The organism is Sphingomonas degradans, assembly GCF_053502645.1.
In genome coordinates this window covers 1,889,073-1,905,971 of the sequence record NZ_CP177172.1, presented here as the reverse complement: position 1 = coordinate 1,905,971, position 16,899 = coordinate 1,889,073, and the positions used below count along the sequence as shown (strand labels likewise).

Sequence of the window (16,899 nt, the reverse complement as noted above, 5' to 3'; positions counted from 1 at the left end):
AACGGAAAGGAAGCGCACATGATCTTGCCTGCACCCCTTCAGAGCTATTTCAATGCCAATGCGAAGCAGGACCTCGAGGCGATGGTCGCGCCGTTCGCGGCGGCGGCACTCGTCCGCGACGAAAGCCAGACGCATGAAGGCAGAGACGCGATTCGCGCATGGATCAGGCAGTCGACGATTGCGGTCTCGGCAATCGCGACGCCGCAGGCGATCCGCTCGCATGGCGCAACGCACGAAGTGACGGCGGAGGTTTCGGGCGCGTTCCCCGGCAGCCCCGTGACGCTCACGTTCCGCTTCGTCCTTGATGGCGAGAGCATCACCGATCTGGAGATCAAATGATGGCTAGGATCGATCCGGAGGAGTTTCGCGGCAAGCGCGTGGTCCTCACCGCCGGAACCAAGGGGGCGGGCGCCGCGACCTTTCAGCGGTTCGTTGCCGGTGGCGCGCGCGTCATCACCACCGCGCGGTCGGGGCCGCCCGACTTCATGGCGGCGGACGCGTTCGTGGAGGCCGATCTGAGCACGGCGGAGGGCGTTTCCGCCTTTGCCGCCGCTGCGGTCGAGCGGCTCGGCGGCGTCGATATCCTGGCGCATGTCGTCGGCGGCTCGTCTTCGCCGGCTGGCGGCTTCGCGGCGCTAGAGGACCGGCATTGGCAACAGGAACTCGATATCAACCTGATGAGCGCGGTGCGGCTCGATCGCCTTCTGATCCCGCACATGCTGGCCGGCGGATCGGGCGTGGTGGTGCATACCGGATCGATCCAGCGCAAGCTGCCGCTTCCCGAGTCCACCACGGCCTATGCCGCGGCAAAGGCGGCGCTGGTGACCTATAGCAAGGCGCTGTCGAAAGAGGTCGGGCCAAAGGGCGTGCGGGTCAATGTCGTTTCCCCCGGGTGGATCTACACCAGCGCGTCGGACGCACTGGTAAAGCGGATCGCCGCGGCATCGGACTTCAGCGAGGATAGGGCGCGGCAGAGCATTGTCGATGCGCTGGGCGGCATCCCGCTGGGTCGGGCAGCGCAGCCCGAGGAAGTGGCCGAGCTCATCGTCTTTCTGGCATCGGGTCGCGCCGCCGCGATCCATGGCGCAGAGTTCACCATCGACGGCGGCACGGTGCCCACGGTGTAGCGAGTCATGGACCGAACCTATACCCGGGAATAGCATGGGAGGGGTTCAGGCCGGATTTGTGCCTCTCCTCATGCAATTATTTGGCTGTAACCCACACGCCTGCCACGATTGTCCGCCGAAGCGGCCTTCGTAACAATCCACACGTCCCCGAGGCCGCTGGTCTCTCAAGGAGTGTAGAGATGTCGAGCGCAACGGATCAGGCGGAATTTCAGGAAAGGGCCAATGCGAACCAGCCAGGTCTCGCGGCTGCGCTGAAGCCCGCTTATGACTTCATTGTCTGCGGCGCCGGCGCATCGGGCTCGGTCGTTGCCGCGCGTCTGGCGGAAAATCCGGACGTCCAGGTCCTGTTGATCGAGGCCGGGGGCAGCGACGACGTCGAGGCCGTGCTCGATCCCGGGCAATGGCCGGTCAACCTCGGCAGCGAACGGGTCTGGCCGTTTCAGGCAACCTCCAACCCCCATCTGAACGGGCGCGCAATTCCCATGCCGATGGGCAGGGTTCTGGGCGGCGGATCGAGCGTCAACGTAATGCTATGGGCGCGCGGCCATCGCAGCGACTGGGATTTCTTCGCCGCCGAGGCCGGCGATGACAAATGGGGGTATGAGAATGTCCTCGGCATCTATCGTCGGATCGAAAACTGGCAGGGTGCGCCGGATTCCCACTATCGCGGCGCTTCCGGCCCCGTCTGGGTCGAGCCGGCCTCTGACCCCAGCCCGGTCGCGCAAGCGATGCTGGGCGCCGCCACCGAGCTTGGCATCCCGACCTTCGACAGCCCCAATGGACGCATGATGGAGGGGCCCGGTGGCGCAGCGCTCACCGACCTGCTCATTCGCGACGGCCGCCGCCATTCCTTGTTCCGTGCCTATGTGCGACCGATCTTGGACAGGCCCAATCTGACGGTTCTGCCCCACACACTGGTGCGGCGCGTGATCCTGGACAGCAAAAGTGCGACGGGCGTGGAGATCGAACGCGGCGGCGAACGCCTGACGATCGGCGCGCGATTGGAAGTGGTGCTTTCGTTGGGCGCGATTCAGACGCCGAAGATATTGATGCACTCTGGAATAGGCGACCAGGCCGAACTCAACCGCGTCGGGATTGCGGTCGCGCAGCACCTGCCGGGGGTGGGGCAGAATTTTCAGGATCACGTGTCGTTCGGCTGCACCTGGGAATATAACGAACCCATCCCGCCCCGGAACGGCGGAAGCGAAGCATCGCTGTATTGGAAAAGCCGGCCCGAACTGGATGCTCCGGACATCCTGTTCTGCCAGGTCGAGTTTCCGGTTCCGAGCGAGCGAACCGCCGCGCTTGGCGTGCCGGAGCATGGCTGGACGATGTTTGCCGGTCTGGCGCAGCCGAAGAGCAGAGGGCGACTGCGGCTGCGCGATTCCGACGCTTCGGCGCCGCTCGAGATCGACGCGAACATGCTGTCCGACCCCGAGGACGTGCGCGCCGCCGCGCGCTGTGTCGAGTTGTGCCGCGCGCTGGGCAATGCGCAGGCGTTTCGACCGTTCGTGAAACGCGAAGCGATGCCCGGCAACCTCAAGGGTGCAGCGATGGCCGACTATATCCGGAACGCGGCGGTGACGTATTGGCATCAGACCTGCACGGCGAAGATGGGGCGCGATGCCATGTCCGTCGTCGATGGTTCGCTCAAGGTTTACGGCGTCCAGGGGCTGCGCATCGCAGACGGCTCGATCATGCCCCGTGTCACGACAGGCAACACGCAGGCCCCGTGCGCGGTCATCGGCGAACGTGCTGCGGAAATGATCCGCGCGACTCACCGAGTGTGAGGTCCGGCCAATCGATCGTCCTTCCGCTTCGGGTTCAATGGATGGGAACTCCGGCGCAGGCGGACAGAATTCGCACTTCAGAGAAGGAAACCGTCATGAAGTTTCGAAACGCCATCCTCGCTGCTGCGGCAACGGCTGCGGTCAGTCTTTCGAGTGTCGCGCAGGCACAGACCGTCAAGAATATCGTGCTCGTCCACGGCGCTTTCGCGGACGGATCGGGGTGGAAAGGGGTGTATGACGAGCTTACGTCTCGCGGCTACCGCGTCACCATCGTGCAGAACCCGCTGACCTCGTTCGAGGACGACGTGGCGGCAACCAATCGGGTGCTCGCCCGGCAGGACGGCCCGACAATTCTCGTCGGGCACAGCTATGGCGGCAGTGTCATTACGCAGGCCGGCGGCAACGATAAGGTGGTCGGTCTCGTCTATGTGGCGGCCTTTGCCCCCGACGTCGGCAAATCCACGCTCGACCAATATGCCGAGGCCGCGCCCCCGCCCAATTTCGTGCCCGAGCAAACGGCCGACGGTTTCGCGACGCTCAACAAGGACAAGTTCAAGGCAGGCTTCGCGGGCGACACCAGCGACGCGGTTGCAGCGTTCCTGCGCGACAGCCAGGTGCCGGTGGCGATGGCGGCGCTTGGCGCCAAGGTCACGTTTGCCGCGTGGAAAACCAAGCCCAGCTGGGCGGTAGTCGCGACCGAGGATGGCGCGATAGACCCGAAACTGCTGCGCAGCACGGCGCGCCGCATCGGTGCCATCGCCACCGAGGTGCGGGGAAGCCACGTCGTGTTCCTCACCCAGCCCAAGGCGGTGGCAGACGTCATCGAACAGGCGGCAAAGGGCGCACGGAGCGCGAAGACCACCGCCAGCAACTGAACAGGACCGGAAGCTCCCGCCCGGCGATCGGTCAGGCAGGGCAGGCGCTGGCGCGGCGCGATTTTGGAGTTCGTGATGTTCGGCAGCCCCTTTCTTTCGGCACTCCCGGCACTCCTCGTGGGGGCTTTCGCCGCGCAGGCACAGGAAATCGAGCGTCACGGGCGACACGCTACGCTCCCGATCGTGGAATCGGTCACGGTGCCGGCAACGGCTGAGACCCTGTATCTCAGCGGCGAAGTGGCATCCCTCCCCAGCGGCGCCGCGCCCGCCAACACGCCGCAAGCGTACGGCGATACCGAAGCCCAGACCATGATCGTGCTTGGCAAGATCGAGCAAACGCTGGCCCGCCGCGGCTATGGTCTGGGCGATGTGGTGAAGCTGACCGTCTTCCTCGTCGGCGTGCCTGAACGGCAGGGCCGGCTTGATATGGCGGGGTTCACGCGCGCCTATCTCCGCTTCTTCGGGACCGCCGAACAGCCCAATCTGGTAGCGCGAACGACAGTGCAGGTCGCGGCATTGGGCGATCCGGGCTATTTGGTCGAGATCGAGGCAGTCGCGGCCAAGCACCGCTCAACGGGTGCGCCGGGTTCCGCTAATTAGGCGAGGCCGCGCTGCTCAGGATACCGCGACGCATCGCGGTAGTCACCGCCAGGGTGCGATCGGATACGCCCAGCTTGGCGAAAATGTTCTTGAGATGCGTCTTGATCGTGTCCTCTGCCACACCGAGTTCCCAGGCGACTTCCTTGTTGGCCAGGCCCTCGGCTACGAGCGCCAGCACCGCCTGCTCGCGCGCGCTCAGCGACTCGTCACCGGCATGGAGCGCGATTTCCTGGGCGATCGCCGCCGGGACGTGCCGGCGCCCGGCGTGGATAGTCCGGATCGTGTCCAGCAATTCGCGGCGTAGCGCGGTCTTGAGCAGGAAGCCCGCCGCGCCCGCCCGCAGCGCTTCCGCCGCCTGGGCGTCGCCGTCATAGGTGGTGAGCACCAGGATACGCGCGCGCGGATATTCCTCGCGGATCGCGCGGATTGCGGCCACCCCGCCCATTCCGGGCATCTGCAGATCCATCAGCGTCACATCCGGACGCAGCGCCGCATAGTGGCGGATGGCATCGGCACCATCGCTCGCTTCGCCGATAAGGAGCATGTCTGGCTGGCTATCCAGCAATGCTGCCACGCCATCTCGAAGTATCGGATGATCGTCCGCGATCATAATCCGGATCGGCCTCGGTGCCACCATTCTCCCAGTCCCATTCGATGTGATCGGCGCGCACGCACCCGCGCCATAATGGGTGTCGCGGCACGCATCGTCCACCCCAGAACGGGTGAGTGTTTGCACGCGGGTTCGGGGGTTTGACAGGGCGCAGGCAGGTACCATGAATCGGCATGGATTCAGACCCTTCGTCCTTTCCCGCCGGGCGCGCCGGCCAAGGACTGCTTATTCTGCGGGGTGTCGTCGCGCTGCTCCTGCTGCTTTGCAGCACCAGCGGGGTCCATGGCGCGGCGGTGCATGGGATCGGCGCTGGTGCCACGGCGCTGATCGTGGTCGGGCTGTGCACCCGGTGGGCGGCTCTGGCCGCGCTGGCGCTGATCATGGCGTCGGCTGCGTGGACACTGGGCCCTTTGCTGGTGGCCAGCCTGGCCCTGGCCCTGGCTTTGACCGGCCCCGGGTCGCTGTCGCTGGACGCGTGGCTGTTCGGGCGGCGCAATATCCGGCTGCTCCCGCGCGATCGAGACGATGCATGAGGGCATGCATGGCGTCGCGTCACGATGACGCCGCCACGATCGAAACGACGGCGATGCACGCGATGCTGGCCGATTGCCCGCCGCGCGTATATCCCGTTCGGTGTCTGTCATTCGAGGGTTGGAGCGGGATGCGTTCGTACGCGCGAATGGCGATGCTGGCGATCGTCGCATGGGCCGCGCTGACCGCTGCCGGGCCCAGCTTGCCAGTGATGCCTGGATATAAGCGTACCAGCTTCACCGTTGAGGAAGGCGCCCCAAGCAGCGTGACTTCGATCGCCCAGACGGCTGACGGCTTTCTGTGGATCGGGACCGGCCAGGGCCTGTGGCGGTTTGACGGGGTCCGTTTCGAGAGGATGCCCGCGCTGGAGAAGACCGGCGGATCGGGCGTACGCACGCTGCTCGGCACCCGACGGGGCGAGTTGTGGATAGGCTATGGCTTTGCAGGCCTCGCCCGCAGCAAAGGCGGTCGCGTTCTTCCTGCTTCTCCGGGCGAGGCGCCCAGGGGCTGGACCGACAGCCTGTCTGAAGCGCCCGATGGCGCAATCTGGGCGGTGAGTTCGGCGTCCTTGTATCGCCATGCCGGCGAACGCTGGACCAGGCGCAACTATGCCGAACTGGGGCGCCCGATCCAGGCGCTGGCCGCGCGCGACGGATCAATCTGGGCCTGCCTTCGCAACGACGACAAACGCCGCCTGATACGCATCGATCCGGTCACCCTAGCGCCGACGGTTGTCGCGGAGCTGGGCGAGGTCTGCACCTTGAGCCGGGATGGCGGGGGCGGCGTCCTGGTCGCGGATGGCAAGCGAATCCGCCAGTTCGGGGCGGGGCGTGCTACCGGCCGCACGGTCGTGATTCTGCCAGAGGGCATGTCGGACCCGGCAATCGGCGTCGGGCGGAATGGCGATGGTTGGGTGGCAAGCTATTCACGCCGGATCCTCAAATTCACCTTGCCCGGCAGTGCCCCGAGCGCCGCACGCGAGGCGACGGTTTTCGAGAGCGCGCGCGGCGATGCCAATTATGCCACTGCGCCGTTCCAGGACCGCGAGGGCAATTGGTGGGTCGGCACCGATCGCGGGATCGACCGTTTCCATCCGGTGGACGTGGTCCACAACAGCGCGGTCGATCCACAATTGCGTGCAGTCGTTCCGAGCGAGACGCGTGCGCACCAGATCTTTGCCGATGGGCGCAGAACCATATTCGCGCGCGTGGACCGGCGTTTCTTTCGGATCGCTGACGATGGTAAGGCGGTGCCGCTGCCGGCCGCAAGCCTGGGTCCGGACGACATCGCCTGCGCGGCGCGCGACGCGGGTTTGTGGGTCCGCATCGCGCCCGATACGGTGCGCCTTGTCGGCGGCGAGCGTACTCGCAGCGTTCGGATACCGCCGGCGGACCGGCCGCTTGCAGTCGCCTCGCGATGTTTCGAGGATCGCGAGGGACGGCTGTGGCTCGGGATGTCATCGCACGGGCTCCTTCGATACGATCAGAGCGATCGCAACCCGCAGGCGATGGTGTTCGACGATCGTCCGAATGCCTTTCCCTACATGATGGCGCAGGGCCGCGACGGCGTAATCACCTATATTGGCTATGGCTATACTGCGGCATTTGACGGACGCCGGTTTCGCACGCTGATCGGGTATGCGCGCAACCCGTTCACCTTTGTCGGTGCGATCTTGCAGCGTCCCGACGGATTGCTGATTGGCGGCGAAAGCGGGCTGGGCATGCTGCGCGACGGCCGTATCCGGATGGTGCCTGCGGGCGAGAACGGCGTCTTTGGCGACGTATCGGGACTGGTGCAGAACGCGGCGGGCGAGACGTGGCTGCAATCGCAGGCCGGGCTGGTGCGGGTGCCCACCGCCGCTTTGTCCGCGCGGATCGAGGGGCGGCCCGGCGCCTTGGCCTATCGCATCTTCGACCAGGATGACGGGGTGATCGGCACCAGCAGCGTCCGTGGCTTTACCGATCTGGTGGAGGCCGCCGATGGACGGCTGTGGTTCGCCAACCGGACCGGCATCTATTCGCTCGACCCCCGCCGCATCGCGCGCAATGCGCTGCCTCCGCCGGTAGTGATACGGGCACTCGCGGCGGACGGCAGACCCATGGCCGTGGCGCCGTCGCTTGATTTGCCCGCCGGTGCCCGCAACCTCCAGATCGACTTCACCGCGACCAGCCTTGGCGTGCCGCGGCGCGTATCGTTCCGCTACCGCCTGGCCGGGGTCGATGCCGACTGGGTCGATCCGGGGGCTCGGCGGCAGGCGATCTATACGGGCCTTGGCCCTGGCCGCTATCGCTTTCAGGTCATCGCCAGCAACGATGACGGCGTCTGGAATCGGACGGGCGCGAACCTCGAGATCGTCATCCCGCCGACCTTCGTCGAATCGCGCTGGTTCATTCTGCTGTGCGCCGCCGCTGCGCTCGCTATTGGCTGGCTGGTCTATTCGCTGCGCATTCGCCGCCTGAACCAGCGTTTCGACGCGCTGCTGCGCGAACGGCTCAACGAACGCGAACGGATCGCGCGCGAATTGCACGACACGCTGTTGCAGGGGCTTCAGGGGCTTATGCTGCGCTTCCAGGTCGTCGCCAATCGGCTGCCCGCCGAGAACGCGCTGCGGGGTGTGGTCGACGAGGCGCTCGATCGCGCGGAGGCAGTGATCGTGGAAGGCCGCAACAAGGTGCGCGATCTGCGCAGCGAGACCAGCGACCTCCCGCTGGAGCGCCGGATAACCGAGATGCTTGAAACCGCGGCGCAGGACAGTGCCGCGCGAACCACGCTCACGGTTGAGGGCGCCACCCAACCGCTCACGCGCCGCGCGGGGGAAGAGGCATTCGCGATCGCGGCGGAGGCGCTGCGCAATGCGCATCGCCACGCTGCGGCACAGCACGTCGAGATTATCGTCACCTATGGCTTCGCCGCGCTGACCCTGGCAATTCGCGACGATGGTCGCGGCATCGATCAGGACGAAGTGGCCGCGAAGCGACGCGACGGGCATTTCGGCCTGATCGGCATGGAAGAGCGCGCCGTACGCGCCGGCGGGTCGCTGCGCGTCTCCACGCGCCGCGCGCGGGGCACCGAAGTCGTGCTGACGATACCCGCTCTGGCCGCATATGGGCGCGGGCGCAGCGTCCGCGAGGCTGCCGCGCACGAAGCGGACTGAAACTCTAAGCCACGGGCAGATGCGCGGCGATCTCCCTCCAGGCGCGGATCAATTCTCCGATCGTCGCCACCTCCATCTTGCGCATCACGTTGCCGCGATGAAGCTTGACCGTGACTTCGCTGATCGAGAGATCATGGGCAACCTGCTTGTTGAGCCTGCCTTGCGCGACCAGCTGCATTACCGCGCGCTCGCGCGGCGTAAGCGATGCGTAGCGCTCGAGCAGGCGATCGGTGATGCGCATTTCGGCGCGGCGCGCGCAGTCGCGGGCGATACCGACCGATACCGCGTCGAGCAGAGTCTGGTCCCGAACCGGCTTGGTGAGGAAATCGACCGCCCCGGCCTTCATCGCATCCACCGACATCGGAATATCGCCATGTCCGGTAAGAAAGATGATCGGCTTGGCATCGCCCGCCGTCACCAGGCGATGCTGGAGTTCGAGACCGCTGCCGCCCGGCATCCGGACGTCGAGGATCAAACAGCCCGGCCGGTCCTGACGGTCGGCCGCCAGCAATTCGCCCGGCGATGCATAGCTGACCGCATCGATCCCGACCGAGTCGAGCAGTTCCCGAAGCGCGGCGCGCACCGCGCCGTCGTCGTCGACGATCAGCACCAGCGGTTGCGGATGGGGCATGGCGGCTTCCTTCATGCGGGTAGGGGGAGCGAAAACACCATGCGCGTTCCCTGCGGCGCCGCAGGCTCGGCCTGGAGGTCGCCGCCATGGGCACGCGCGATCGAGCGGCAGATTGCCAGGCCCATGCCCATGCCCTGCGCCTTGGTGGTGACGAAGGGTTCGAAGGCGGCGTCGGCGTCGGCGTCGTCGAAGCCACAGCCAAAGTCGCGGACCTCGAGGCACATATACGTGTCGGTGCGACGCGTCGCGAGCACAAGGCGGCGGACCGCGCTTTCCTCCATGGCCTCTGCGCCGTTGCGCATCAGATTGACCAGCAACTGCTGGATCTGGACACGATCGACGGCAATGGGCGGCAGGTCGCGATCCAGCGACAGCGACACCTCCACCCCGTGCGCGCGCATCTCGTCGTCTAGCAGCGCATGCGCTTCGGCGACAATGTGGTTGAGCTGGCCGGGCATACGCTGCGCGCCGGTCTGGCGGAACAGCTCGCGAATCCGATCGACCACCTGCGCGCCGGCAAAGCCGTCGTTGACGATATTTGCAACGATCCTGCGCGCCCGTTCGAGATTGGGCGGGTCCGCCGCCAGCCAGCGCTGGCATGCCTGGGCATTGCTGACGATCGCGGCGAGCGGCTGGCTGACCTCGTGCGCGATCGACGCGGAAAGCGCTGACAGGTTCGCCGCCTGGGAGGCACGCGCCAGCCGCTCGCGCGCCGTGCGCAACGCCTCGCGATCGCGAAGCTCGTCCTCGATGTCGCGCGACACGCCGTACCAGCGAACGATCCGCCCCATCTCGTCGCGGAGCGGCTCAGCCTTGCCCTCCACCCAGCGATAGCCGCCATTCGCGCAACGATGGCGATAGCGCAACGCGAAGGGCGCGCCGGTGGCGAACGAATTGCCCAGCGCCGCGCTCACCGCACCTGCGTCCTCGGGATGCACGGTCTGCGCCACTGCCACGGCGAGCCGCGAACGGTCGGGGTCGTCGAGGTCGGCCATCTCGATCCCCGCCCATTCGGACAGTCGGCGATTGATGAACACCGGGTCGCCGGTGGCGGTCGCGATCCAGATCAGCACCGGCACCGTGTCCGCCAGCCTGACGAGTTCGTACTCGCGTTCGCGCAACATGATCTCGAGCCGCTTGAATTCGTCGATATCGATGATCGTGCCATACCAGTCGGTGATCGCGCCGCTGGCATCGCGCACCGGCACGCCGTCGCACTGGCACCAGCGATAGCAGCCGTCCGCGCCGCGCATGCGCTGCTGCGAGAGATAGGGCTTTCCGGTGCGGAGGCTCTCAACCCAGGCGCCCAGCGCAGCATCGGCGTCGTCCGGATGCACCGCATCGACATAGTTGAAGCTGCCGTCGGCATTGACGCGATGATCCTCGATCCGTGCGCCTTGCCATTCGAGGAAGCGCGGATCGAGATGCAGGAAGTTGCCTGCAAAATCGGCGCGCCAGGCGAAGGCGGGCAGGTGCTCGGCGGACGCGCGGGTGACGGGTCGTCCGGTCAGCATGTTCCGTCGCGATCGGCCCGCCAGGCGGGGCAAGGGTCAACGATCGGATACATGATTTTCCTTCCTCCCATGCATTCGGGGCGCGCACATCATCGCACGCACTGCGCCGCGCGACAGACCGCAACCCGCTAGTTCCCGATCCCCCGTTCGGGGGATGCCAACCGCAATCCGCACGACATCAGGCGCGAAAAAAGGCGCTGTGCGGTCACCGCAGCGTGGACACATGCTTGCGCCGACCTTCGCGAGACAGACAAACGGTCAGGTGGTCGCCGCCCATGAGAGGAATGGCGCACCGGAAAACGGCGTTCACGCCATCGGCATCAGGCGGCAAGCCAGAAGTACGTGGCGCTGATGGTGCCTATGGCGCCCAGCATCAGGCCCTTGTGGCGCGGCTTCCAATAGTCGGCCCGGTGCAGCATCAGGGCCGCGTAAACCAGCAGGACCACGCCCAGCACCGGCTGGGCCAGGTCGCTGCCCGCGAGCAGGCGCAGCGGGAAATAGCCGGCGGCGATGAAGGCTGCCCAGAACACCGGCATGCCCAGATAGGCCAGCTTCGCCGGGCTCCCGGCGGCAGAAATCTCGATATTGCCGATGCCGTTGAAGACAGAGAGGCGGATCAAGCCGGCGGAGATGAAGACGGCGAGGATCGCCAGCGCCCATGGGGTGTCGAAACCAGTGGCGTAGAACCAGGCCGCGGGCGTGATCAAATAGATGAACACGTCGACGAAGCTGTCAAGATAGCGTCCGAAGTCCCGCGCCAGGCCGTAGCGGCGGGCCAGCACGCCGTCGAAGGCGTCGCAGAACACCGCCAGGAACAGCAGGCCCAGGGCCAGCTCGAGGTGGTGCCGGCCAGTGGCGAGCAGCGCGCCCAGCGCCAGCAACAGGCCGCCCAGGGTGACGGCGTCCACCCAGTTGAGGTGGACGATGACGCGGCTGGGCGCCGGCGGCGGCGACAGGTGATTCATATTGGCATCGCCCGCAGCTTGCAGAGGTACAGCAGGTAGTTGACCGCGAGGTGCAAGGCAGTGAAGGCCACCACCCCGGTCAGCACGAAAGTAAAATCCATCCGGCTGAAGGGATAGAGCAGCAGCAGGCAGCCGAGGACGGAATCGGCCTGGTCCAGCAGGACGTGGGGCAGGGCCCCGGCCTGGCCCGGGCGGATGTTGCGCTGGCGCTTGAGAAAGCTGTTGGGCAATTCGAACAGGCTGTAGCCCAGCCCATAGAGCAGGCCGTAGAACGGCGCCCCGTGGGTGCTGAAGTCGAGAACATTGTAGGGCGCCAGCCCGGGGGCCAGCGCCACCAGGCCGGCAAGCGCATAGCATCCCAGGATGCTGAACAGGATCATGGCGACCAAGCCGCGCCAGGTCTTGTTGTCGCCGAAGATGCGGGCGCTTCGCCAGCAGCGCCCACCGTCCAGCGGACGGGCCAGCCACGGCATCAGGTCCAGCCGCACCACGACCATGTGCAGGCAGCCGGCGATCACGGCGGGCAGCGCACACAAAGCGAGGGCGGGCCACAAGGATGGCTGCGAGATCAGGGGTGCCATAAGGTTTCTCCCATCCGGACGCGCGGGACCTCCGCGTCGTCCTGTCGGGTTGCCCGCAGACCGGGGGTGGCGAAGACGACGATGACGGTGGAGCCCATTTCGAAGCAGCCGAGCTCCGCCCCCTTGGCTACCGCCACTGGCGGGTCGAAATGGTGCGCCGGCCCGGCGGCGTCGCGGTGGTCGGTCAGCAGGACGCCCAGCGCGGCGTCCAGTTCGATGCGCGCCCGGCCGATCACCGTTGCACCCACGGCGATCAGGTACAGGGGACCGTGGTCGCTGTCGGCGTGCAGCACCAGGCGCTCGTTCCGGCAATAGACGCGGTCCGTTGCGGCGATGGCGTCGCGGTTTGTGGCCAGCAGGTCGCCGGGCAGGCGGCGTGCGGACCGGATGCGCAGGTCGCATGGCGCATGGAAGCGATGATAGTCCGCTGGCGAAAGGTAGATCGTCGCATAGTGCCCGTCCGGCCAGCCCACGGCCTCGCCCAACAGGCTGTCCAGCGCATAGGTCCGCCCCTTCACCTGCAGCATCAGTCCCTGGTCCAGCCGGCCCAGCGCGCTGAGATAGCCGTCCGCCGGCGCGACGATTCCGGCGGCCACCGGGCGCGCGCCCGGCTTCAGCGGCCGGGTGAAAAAGGCGTTGAAGGTGGTGAGCGGGCCGTCGATGTCGAACACGAAGTCATCGGGCCGAATGGCGAAGCTGCGGCAATAGGCGCGGATGATCCGCCGCAACAGCCATTGCGGCAGCTGGCGACTGTCCGCCAGACGCCCGAACCAGCGCGCCACGCTGCGCTGGTCGGCGAAGCGCTGGAACCACGGCCGGGTGACCAGATGGTTGATGGCGTTGATCATGCGGCGGCCTCGCGCGCCGGAAACCCGGCCCCTTCGGCCAGCCGCTCCACCGTGCCCGCACAGCCGTCCAGGCGCAGACGGGAGCCGTCACGCAGCCAGGTGGTCGCCCCCTTGACGCCGACGACGGTGGGGATGCCCAGTTCGCGCCCGATGATGGCGGTGTGGGACAGCAGCGATCCCTTTTCCGCGATGATGCCGCTGGCCTGGGTGATAAGGAATATCCAGCCCGGATCCGTCATGCGAGTCACCAGGATCTGGCCGCTGACGCGTTGGCTGAGTTCAGGGGCGTCCAGCACCAGGGCCGTTGCCTCCACCACCCCGCGCGACACGCCGAGGCCCAGGCGCAGGACGCCGTCCTCCGCCCCCCCGCCGCCGCCGGCCGCGGCGTAATGGCGCAGATCGGGTTCCTGTCCCGGCGGGAAGATCAGGCGATCGGGCATGTCGGAATAGGCGCGCTGTGCGGCCGCCTCGCGCCGACGCTGTGTCACCAAGGCGCGGCGGTCGCTGTGGTCGCCGCCGTGGGCAAAGGCGCGCAGTTCGTCCAGCCGCAGCGTGAACACATCCTCCGCCTGGTCCAGCAACTCCTGGGCCTGCATCCGCCGGCCCAGGGCGTGGAACATCTCCTTCACGGCGCCGAAGGCGCGGGCGCGGTTGATCCGCATGGCCTCGCGGTCGCGCACCGCCTGGTGCGCGCGGGCCAGCAGCAGCCCGATGATCCAGCGGCGCACGGGGCGATTGCGCAGCGCCCCGGCCAGACGCTGTTCCGCAGCGCTGCGGATTACGCGCTGGCGCTCCCGCATCGTGTCGGCATCGTGCGGGCTGGCCAGCTGGTTCTGGAGCATGCTGGCCAGCAGATCCGGGCGCATGCGCAGGGTGGGGCGCTCCAGCTTCAGCTCCTCCAGCGTACGGTCGCCGAATTCCCGCAGATACGCGGTCCAGGCCTGGCGGAAATCGTCCGGCACCGTGGCGTCCCCGTCGGCAAGGCGGGCGGCGACCTCCGCTGCCGGCCGCGCGAACAGGTCCCGCAAGACTGTGTCCGCCTTGATGCGCCGCGTCATGGCCAGCAGGGCCAGGAACGGCGCCTCGGACGGCAGGCCCTCGATGCCGCACAGCAGGTCGTTGCTAAGGCTGGCGCCGCAGCCGGGCAGGCGGTCCAGCTGGCGGCGCAGCAGTTCGTGGAGCTTCATGGTGAAATAGTCGTTGACGATGGTGGGCGCCCAGGCTGCGAACAGGGCGGCCGCCCGGGTTTCGAAAAAGCGCCAGATGGTTGCCGTCTCCTGCCCGTCGACGCCGTCGACAAAGGCGCGCAGGCCGTGCAGTTCGCGTTGGAAGGCGGCTGCCAGGCGGCGGTTGTCGCGCCGGTACCCCAGGGCCAGGCGGGTCAGCCGCCCGGCCGCGCGCACCCGTGCCCCCATTCCCGGCCGCGTGATGGGCCAGGGCAGGCTCGCCAGACCGAGAAAGTCCTGCCACGCGCGCTGGCTGGCGGCGCTGGTCAAAACCTTCGACGTGACGCGCCGGGCATTGTCGAGGCGATAGTAGACGCGGCCATTGAGTTGCGCCAGCAGGTGCTCGAATACGGGCGCGTTGGCCGCGATCCAGCCGGCGGGGATGCCGAAGGCCCGCGCCGCGCCGGCGAAGACGTGCCGGTACGCCAGGCGCGCGAAGTCGAAGCCCAGCGGCAGGGTCACGCCGGGGTAGGATTCGATGATGTTGGCGTTGTCCAGGATGACCCAGTCGCGCGCCGCCGCCATGTCCAGGCTGGTGATGGGGCGGGCCTGCAGCAGGAACAGCGCGCCGGCTCCGTCGAACGCGAACTCCACATCCTGCGGACAGCCCTGGCGGCGCTCCAGATCCAGGGCCAGATCGGCCAGTTGGCGCAAGTCGTCATCGTTCAGCACCGCGGTGGCCCGCTGGTCCGCCTTGACCGCGCAGGCGCGCAGGCCCCAGGCACGGTCTGGATCGGGCTCCAGCCGGGTGTCCTTCAGCGCCACGGCGCGGTGGATGTGATGGCTGTCGCGGGCGATGAAATAATGGTCGCTATCGGCCCGGTCGGCGACCACGCCCTCGCCCAGGCCATAGGCGGCGGCCACCACGATTTCGTTGAGGTTGCCGCCGGCGGCCCTGCTGAACACCACTCCGGCGCGGGCCGCCGGCACCATCTGCTGTACCACTATGGCGATTCCCTCGGCGCCCGCCGTCAGCCCCCGGTGGTGGCGGTAGTGGAGCGTGCGGGCGCCGAACAGCGAGGCGACGCAGGCGCGCATGCGCTCCAACAGGTCAGCCTCGCCGACGTGCAGATAGGTGTCCAGCTGCCCGGCGAAGCTGTCCTTGTCGCCGTCCTCGGCAAGGGCGGAACTGCGCACCGCGCAGCGGTAGCCGGGGCCGAACAGTGCCCGACAGTGGGCCAGTGTGTCCGCCGCCATCGCTGCATCCACCGGGTGGGCCAGGATCCAGCCGCTGATTTCGATCGCGGCACTCTGGCACTGTGCCGGGTCGTCCGGATCGGTCGCCGCCAGGCGGGCGTCGATACGGCTGCGCAAGGGGTGCAGCCAGGCAGCCACCGCGTCCGCCGGCAGTATCAGGAAGGGCGGCACCGGCATGCCCCAGTCGACCAGTCTCAGCAGCGACGCGCCCTTGCCACCGCATTGCGCGACCTTGGCGCGCAGCGCTTCGCAGTCCTCTAGACGCCAGGCCATCTACAGGCTCCAGCCGAACAGAATGACGGCGCGTTGGGTGAACAGCTGCAGCAGGAACAGAGCGAATATCGATCCCGCGACGGCCTCGGTGGCAGCGCGGATGCGGTTGTTGGCGGCGACGGGTCGAAGAATGAAGCGGACGCAGATGGCGACATGGCCCAGCGCCGCCAGCCCGATGGCCCAGAACGTCCAGGAGGCGAAGTCCAGGATCACCACCAGGCGCATCAGGAGCCCGGCCGTCAGCGCCATGAAGACAAGGGGCAGCAGCGCGGCGCGGCGCGGGCCAAGCAGGCTGGAATAGGTCACATAGGCCGTTTCCTGTTCCGGCGCGCGGATCTTGCGCGAGGTTTCCCAGGCGCCGACCGGGAAGAAGAAGGCGAACAGCGGCAGCAACCATTGGCTGTCCAGCGCCGGGGGTGGCCCGCCGTTCAGGGCATGCCAGGCGACCGCGATGACATAGGCGTTGACGAACAGGCCCAGCGGCTGGTGGGTGACGAAGGACAGCAGCAGGCTGTTGCGGTGAAGCCGTTCCAGGAAGAACCACTTGAACGTCAGCCAGGCAAAGGCGTGCATGGCCAGATAGGGCCACAGCAGCCAGCCCTCGCGCAGGTTGAGCACCAGGCCCAGCACCACGGTGCCGACGCACAACGTGACCAGATCGCCGGCGCGGACCGCGCCTCGGGGGAAGGGGCGATGGGGGAACAGGACGCGGTCCAGGTCCCTGTCCTTGAACTCGTCATAGACCCGCATGGTCAGGCTCATGCCGAAATAGGAGAGGAACCCCACGGCAGCCGCTGGGCCGAAGACCAAGGCCGCCGCCCCGGCCTGTGCCTGCACGCAGCCATACACGCCCAGGAACGACACCAGCAGCAGCGGCAGGTGCTTTTCGAGCGGGAACATCTCTCGCAAATAGATCCAGAGACGGTGGGGCAGGGAAACCGTCGGCAAGGCGATGGGGGCGGTGCTGGACATCGAGG

Annotated in this window: 15 protein-coding genes; 7 read left to right on the top strand and 8 right to left on the bottom strand. The window is 67.3% G+C overall.

What is annotated here, in order from left to right; translation table 11 throughout:
• Positions 1-18: 18 nt before the first annotated feature.
• The 5 genes from ACG3SL_RS08425 to ACG3SL_RS08405 all read left to right on the top strand — a co-directional run bounded on the left by ACG3SL_RS08425 (position 19) and on the right by ACG3SL_RS08405 (position 4,392).
• The gene (locus tag ACG3SL_RS08425; RefSeq protein ID WP_448664682.1) at positions 19-339 is read left to right on the top strand and encodes a nuclear transport factor 2 family protein; all 321 of its coding nucleotides are present in this window, start codon (positions 19-21) and stop codon (positions 337-339) included.
• Positions 336-1,127, top strand: a complete 792-nt coding sequence (locus ACG3SL_RS08420) for an SDR family oxidoreductase (RefSeq protein ID WP_448664681.1) — start codon at positions 336-338, stop codon at positions 1,125-1,127. Before ACG3SL_RS08425 ends, ACG3SL_RS08420 begins: the two co-directional genes overlap by 4 nt.
• A 179-nt stretch (positions 1,128-1,306) precedes the next feature.
• The gene (locus tag ACG3SL_RS08415) at positions 1,307-2,917 is read left to right on the top strand and encodes a GMC family oxidoreductase (protein WP_448664680.1); all 1,611 of its coding nucleotides are present in this window, start codon (positions 1,307-1,309) and stop codon (positions 2,915-2,917) included.
• A gap of 95 nt (positions 2,918-3,012) precedes the next feature.
• Positions 3,013-3,792, top strand: coding sequence for an alpha/beta fold hydrolase (locus ACG3SL_RS08410; protein ID WP_448664679.1), 780 nt, complete (start codon positions 3,013-3,015; stop codon positions 3,790-3,792).
• Positions 3,793-3,867: 75 nt separating this feature from the next.
• Entirely contained in the window at positions 3,868-4,392 is a 525-nt protein-coding gene (locus ACG3SL_RS08405) for a RidA family protein (RefSeq protein WP_448664678.1), read from the top strand.
• Here the strand turns inward: ACG3SL_RS08405 and ACG3SL_RS08400 are convergent.
• A complete protein-coding gene (locus ACG3SL_RS08400; protein WP_448664677.1) occupies positions 4,385-5,002 on the bottom strand; it encodes a response regulator in 618 nt (205 codons plus the stop codon). The genes ACG3SL_RS08405 and ACG3SL_RS08400 overlap by 8 nt on opposite strands.
• A gap of 173 nt (positions 5,003-5,175) precedes the next feature.
• On the opposite strand from ACG3SL_RS08400, the gene ACG3SL_RS08395 reads away from it, so the two are divergent.
• On the top strand, positions 5,176-5,535 hold the full coding sequence (locus tag ACG3SL_RS08395) for a hypothetical protein (RefSeq protein ID WP_448664676.1): 360 nt from the start codon (positions 5,176-5,178) through the stop codon (positions 5,533-5,535).
• Positions 5,536-5,543: 8 nt separating this feature from the next.
• Positions 5,544-8,687 carry a sensor histidine kinase gene (locus ACG3SL_RS08390; RefSeq protein ID WP_448664675.1) on the top strand — a complete coding sequence of 1,048 codons (3,144 nt, stop codon included), beginning with the start codon at positions 5,544-5,546 and terminating at the stop codon, positions 8,685-8,687.
• A 4-nt stretch (positions 8,688-8,691) separates the two neighbouring features.
• Here ACG3SL_RS08390 and ACG3SL_RS08385 read toward each other — a convergent pair whose 3' ends face one another.
• The 7 genes from ACG3SL_RS08385 to ACG3SL_RS08355 all read right to left on the bottom strand — a co-directional run bounded on the left by ACG3SL_RS08385 (position 8,692) and on the right by ACG3SL_RS08355 (position 16,894).
• Positions 8,692-9,318: a response regulator transcription factor gene (locus ACG3SL_RS08385; RefSeq protein WP_448664674.1), complete on the bottom strand. Its 627-nt coding sequence runs from the start codon at positions 9,316-9,318 to the stop codon at positions 8,692-8,694.
• An 11-nt stretch (positions 9,319-9,329) separates the two neighbouring features.
• Positions 9,330-10,832, bottom strand: a complete 1,503-nt coding sequence (locus ACG3SL_RS08380; RefSeq protein ID WP_448664673.1) for a PAS domain-containing sensor histidine kinase — start codon at positions 10,830-10,832, stop codon at positions 9,330-9,332.
• 320 nt (positions 10,833-11,152) lie between these two features.
• Entirely contained in the window at positions 11,153-11,797 is a 645-nt protein-coding gene (locus tag ACG3SL_RS08375; RefSeq protein WP_448664672.1) for a CDP-alcohol phosphatidyltransferase family protein, read from the bottom strand.
• Complete coding sequence (locus ACG3SL_RS08370) at positions 11,794-12,378, bottom strand: CDP-archaeol synthase (protein ID WP_448664671.1); 585 nt, start codon at positions 12,376-12,378, stop codon at positions 11,794-11,796. The genes ACG3SL_RS08375 and ACG3SL_RS08370 overlap by 4 nt, the downstream gene beginning before the upstream one ends.
• Positions 12,366-13,226 carry an archaetidylserine decarboxylase gene (asd, locus tag ACG3SL_RS08365; protein WP_448664670.1) on the bottom strand — a complete coding sequence of 287 codons (861 nt, stop codon included), beginning with the start codon at positions 13,224-13,226 and terminating at the stop codon, positions 12,366-12,368. Before asd ends, ACG3SL_RS08370 begins: the two co-directional genes overlap by 13 nt.
• Entirely contained in the window at positions 13,223-15,922 is a 2,700-nt protein-coding gene (locus ACG3SL_RS08360; RefSeq protein WP_448664669.1) for a PEP/pyruvate-binding domain-containing protein, read from the bottom strand. Before ACG3SL_RS08360 ends, asd begins: the two co-directional genes overlap by 4 nt.
• Positions 15,923-16,894, bottom strand: coding sequence for a UbiA family prenyltransferase (locus ACG3SL_RS08355; RefSeq protein WP_448664668.1), 972 nt, complete (start codon positions 16,892-16,894; stop codon positions 15,923-15,925).
• Positions 16,895-16,899: the final 5 nt, after the last annotated feature.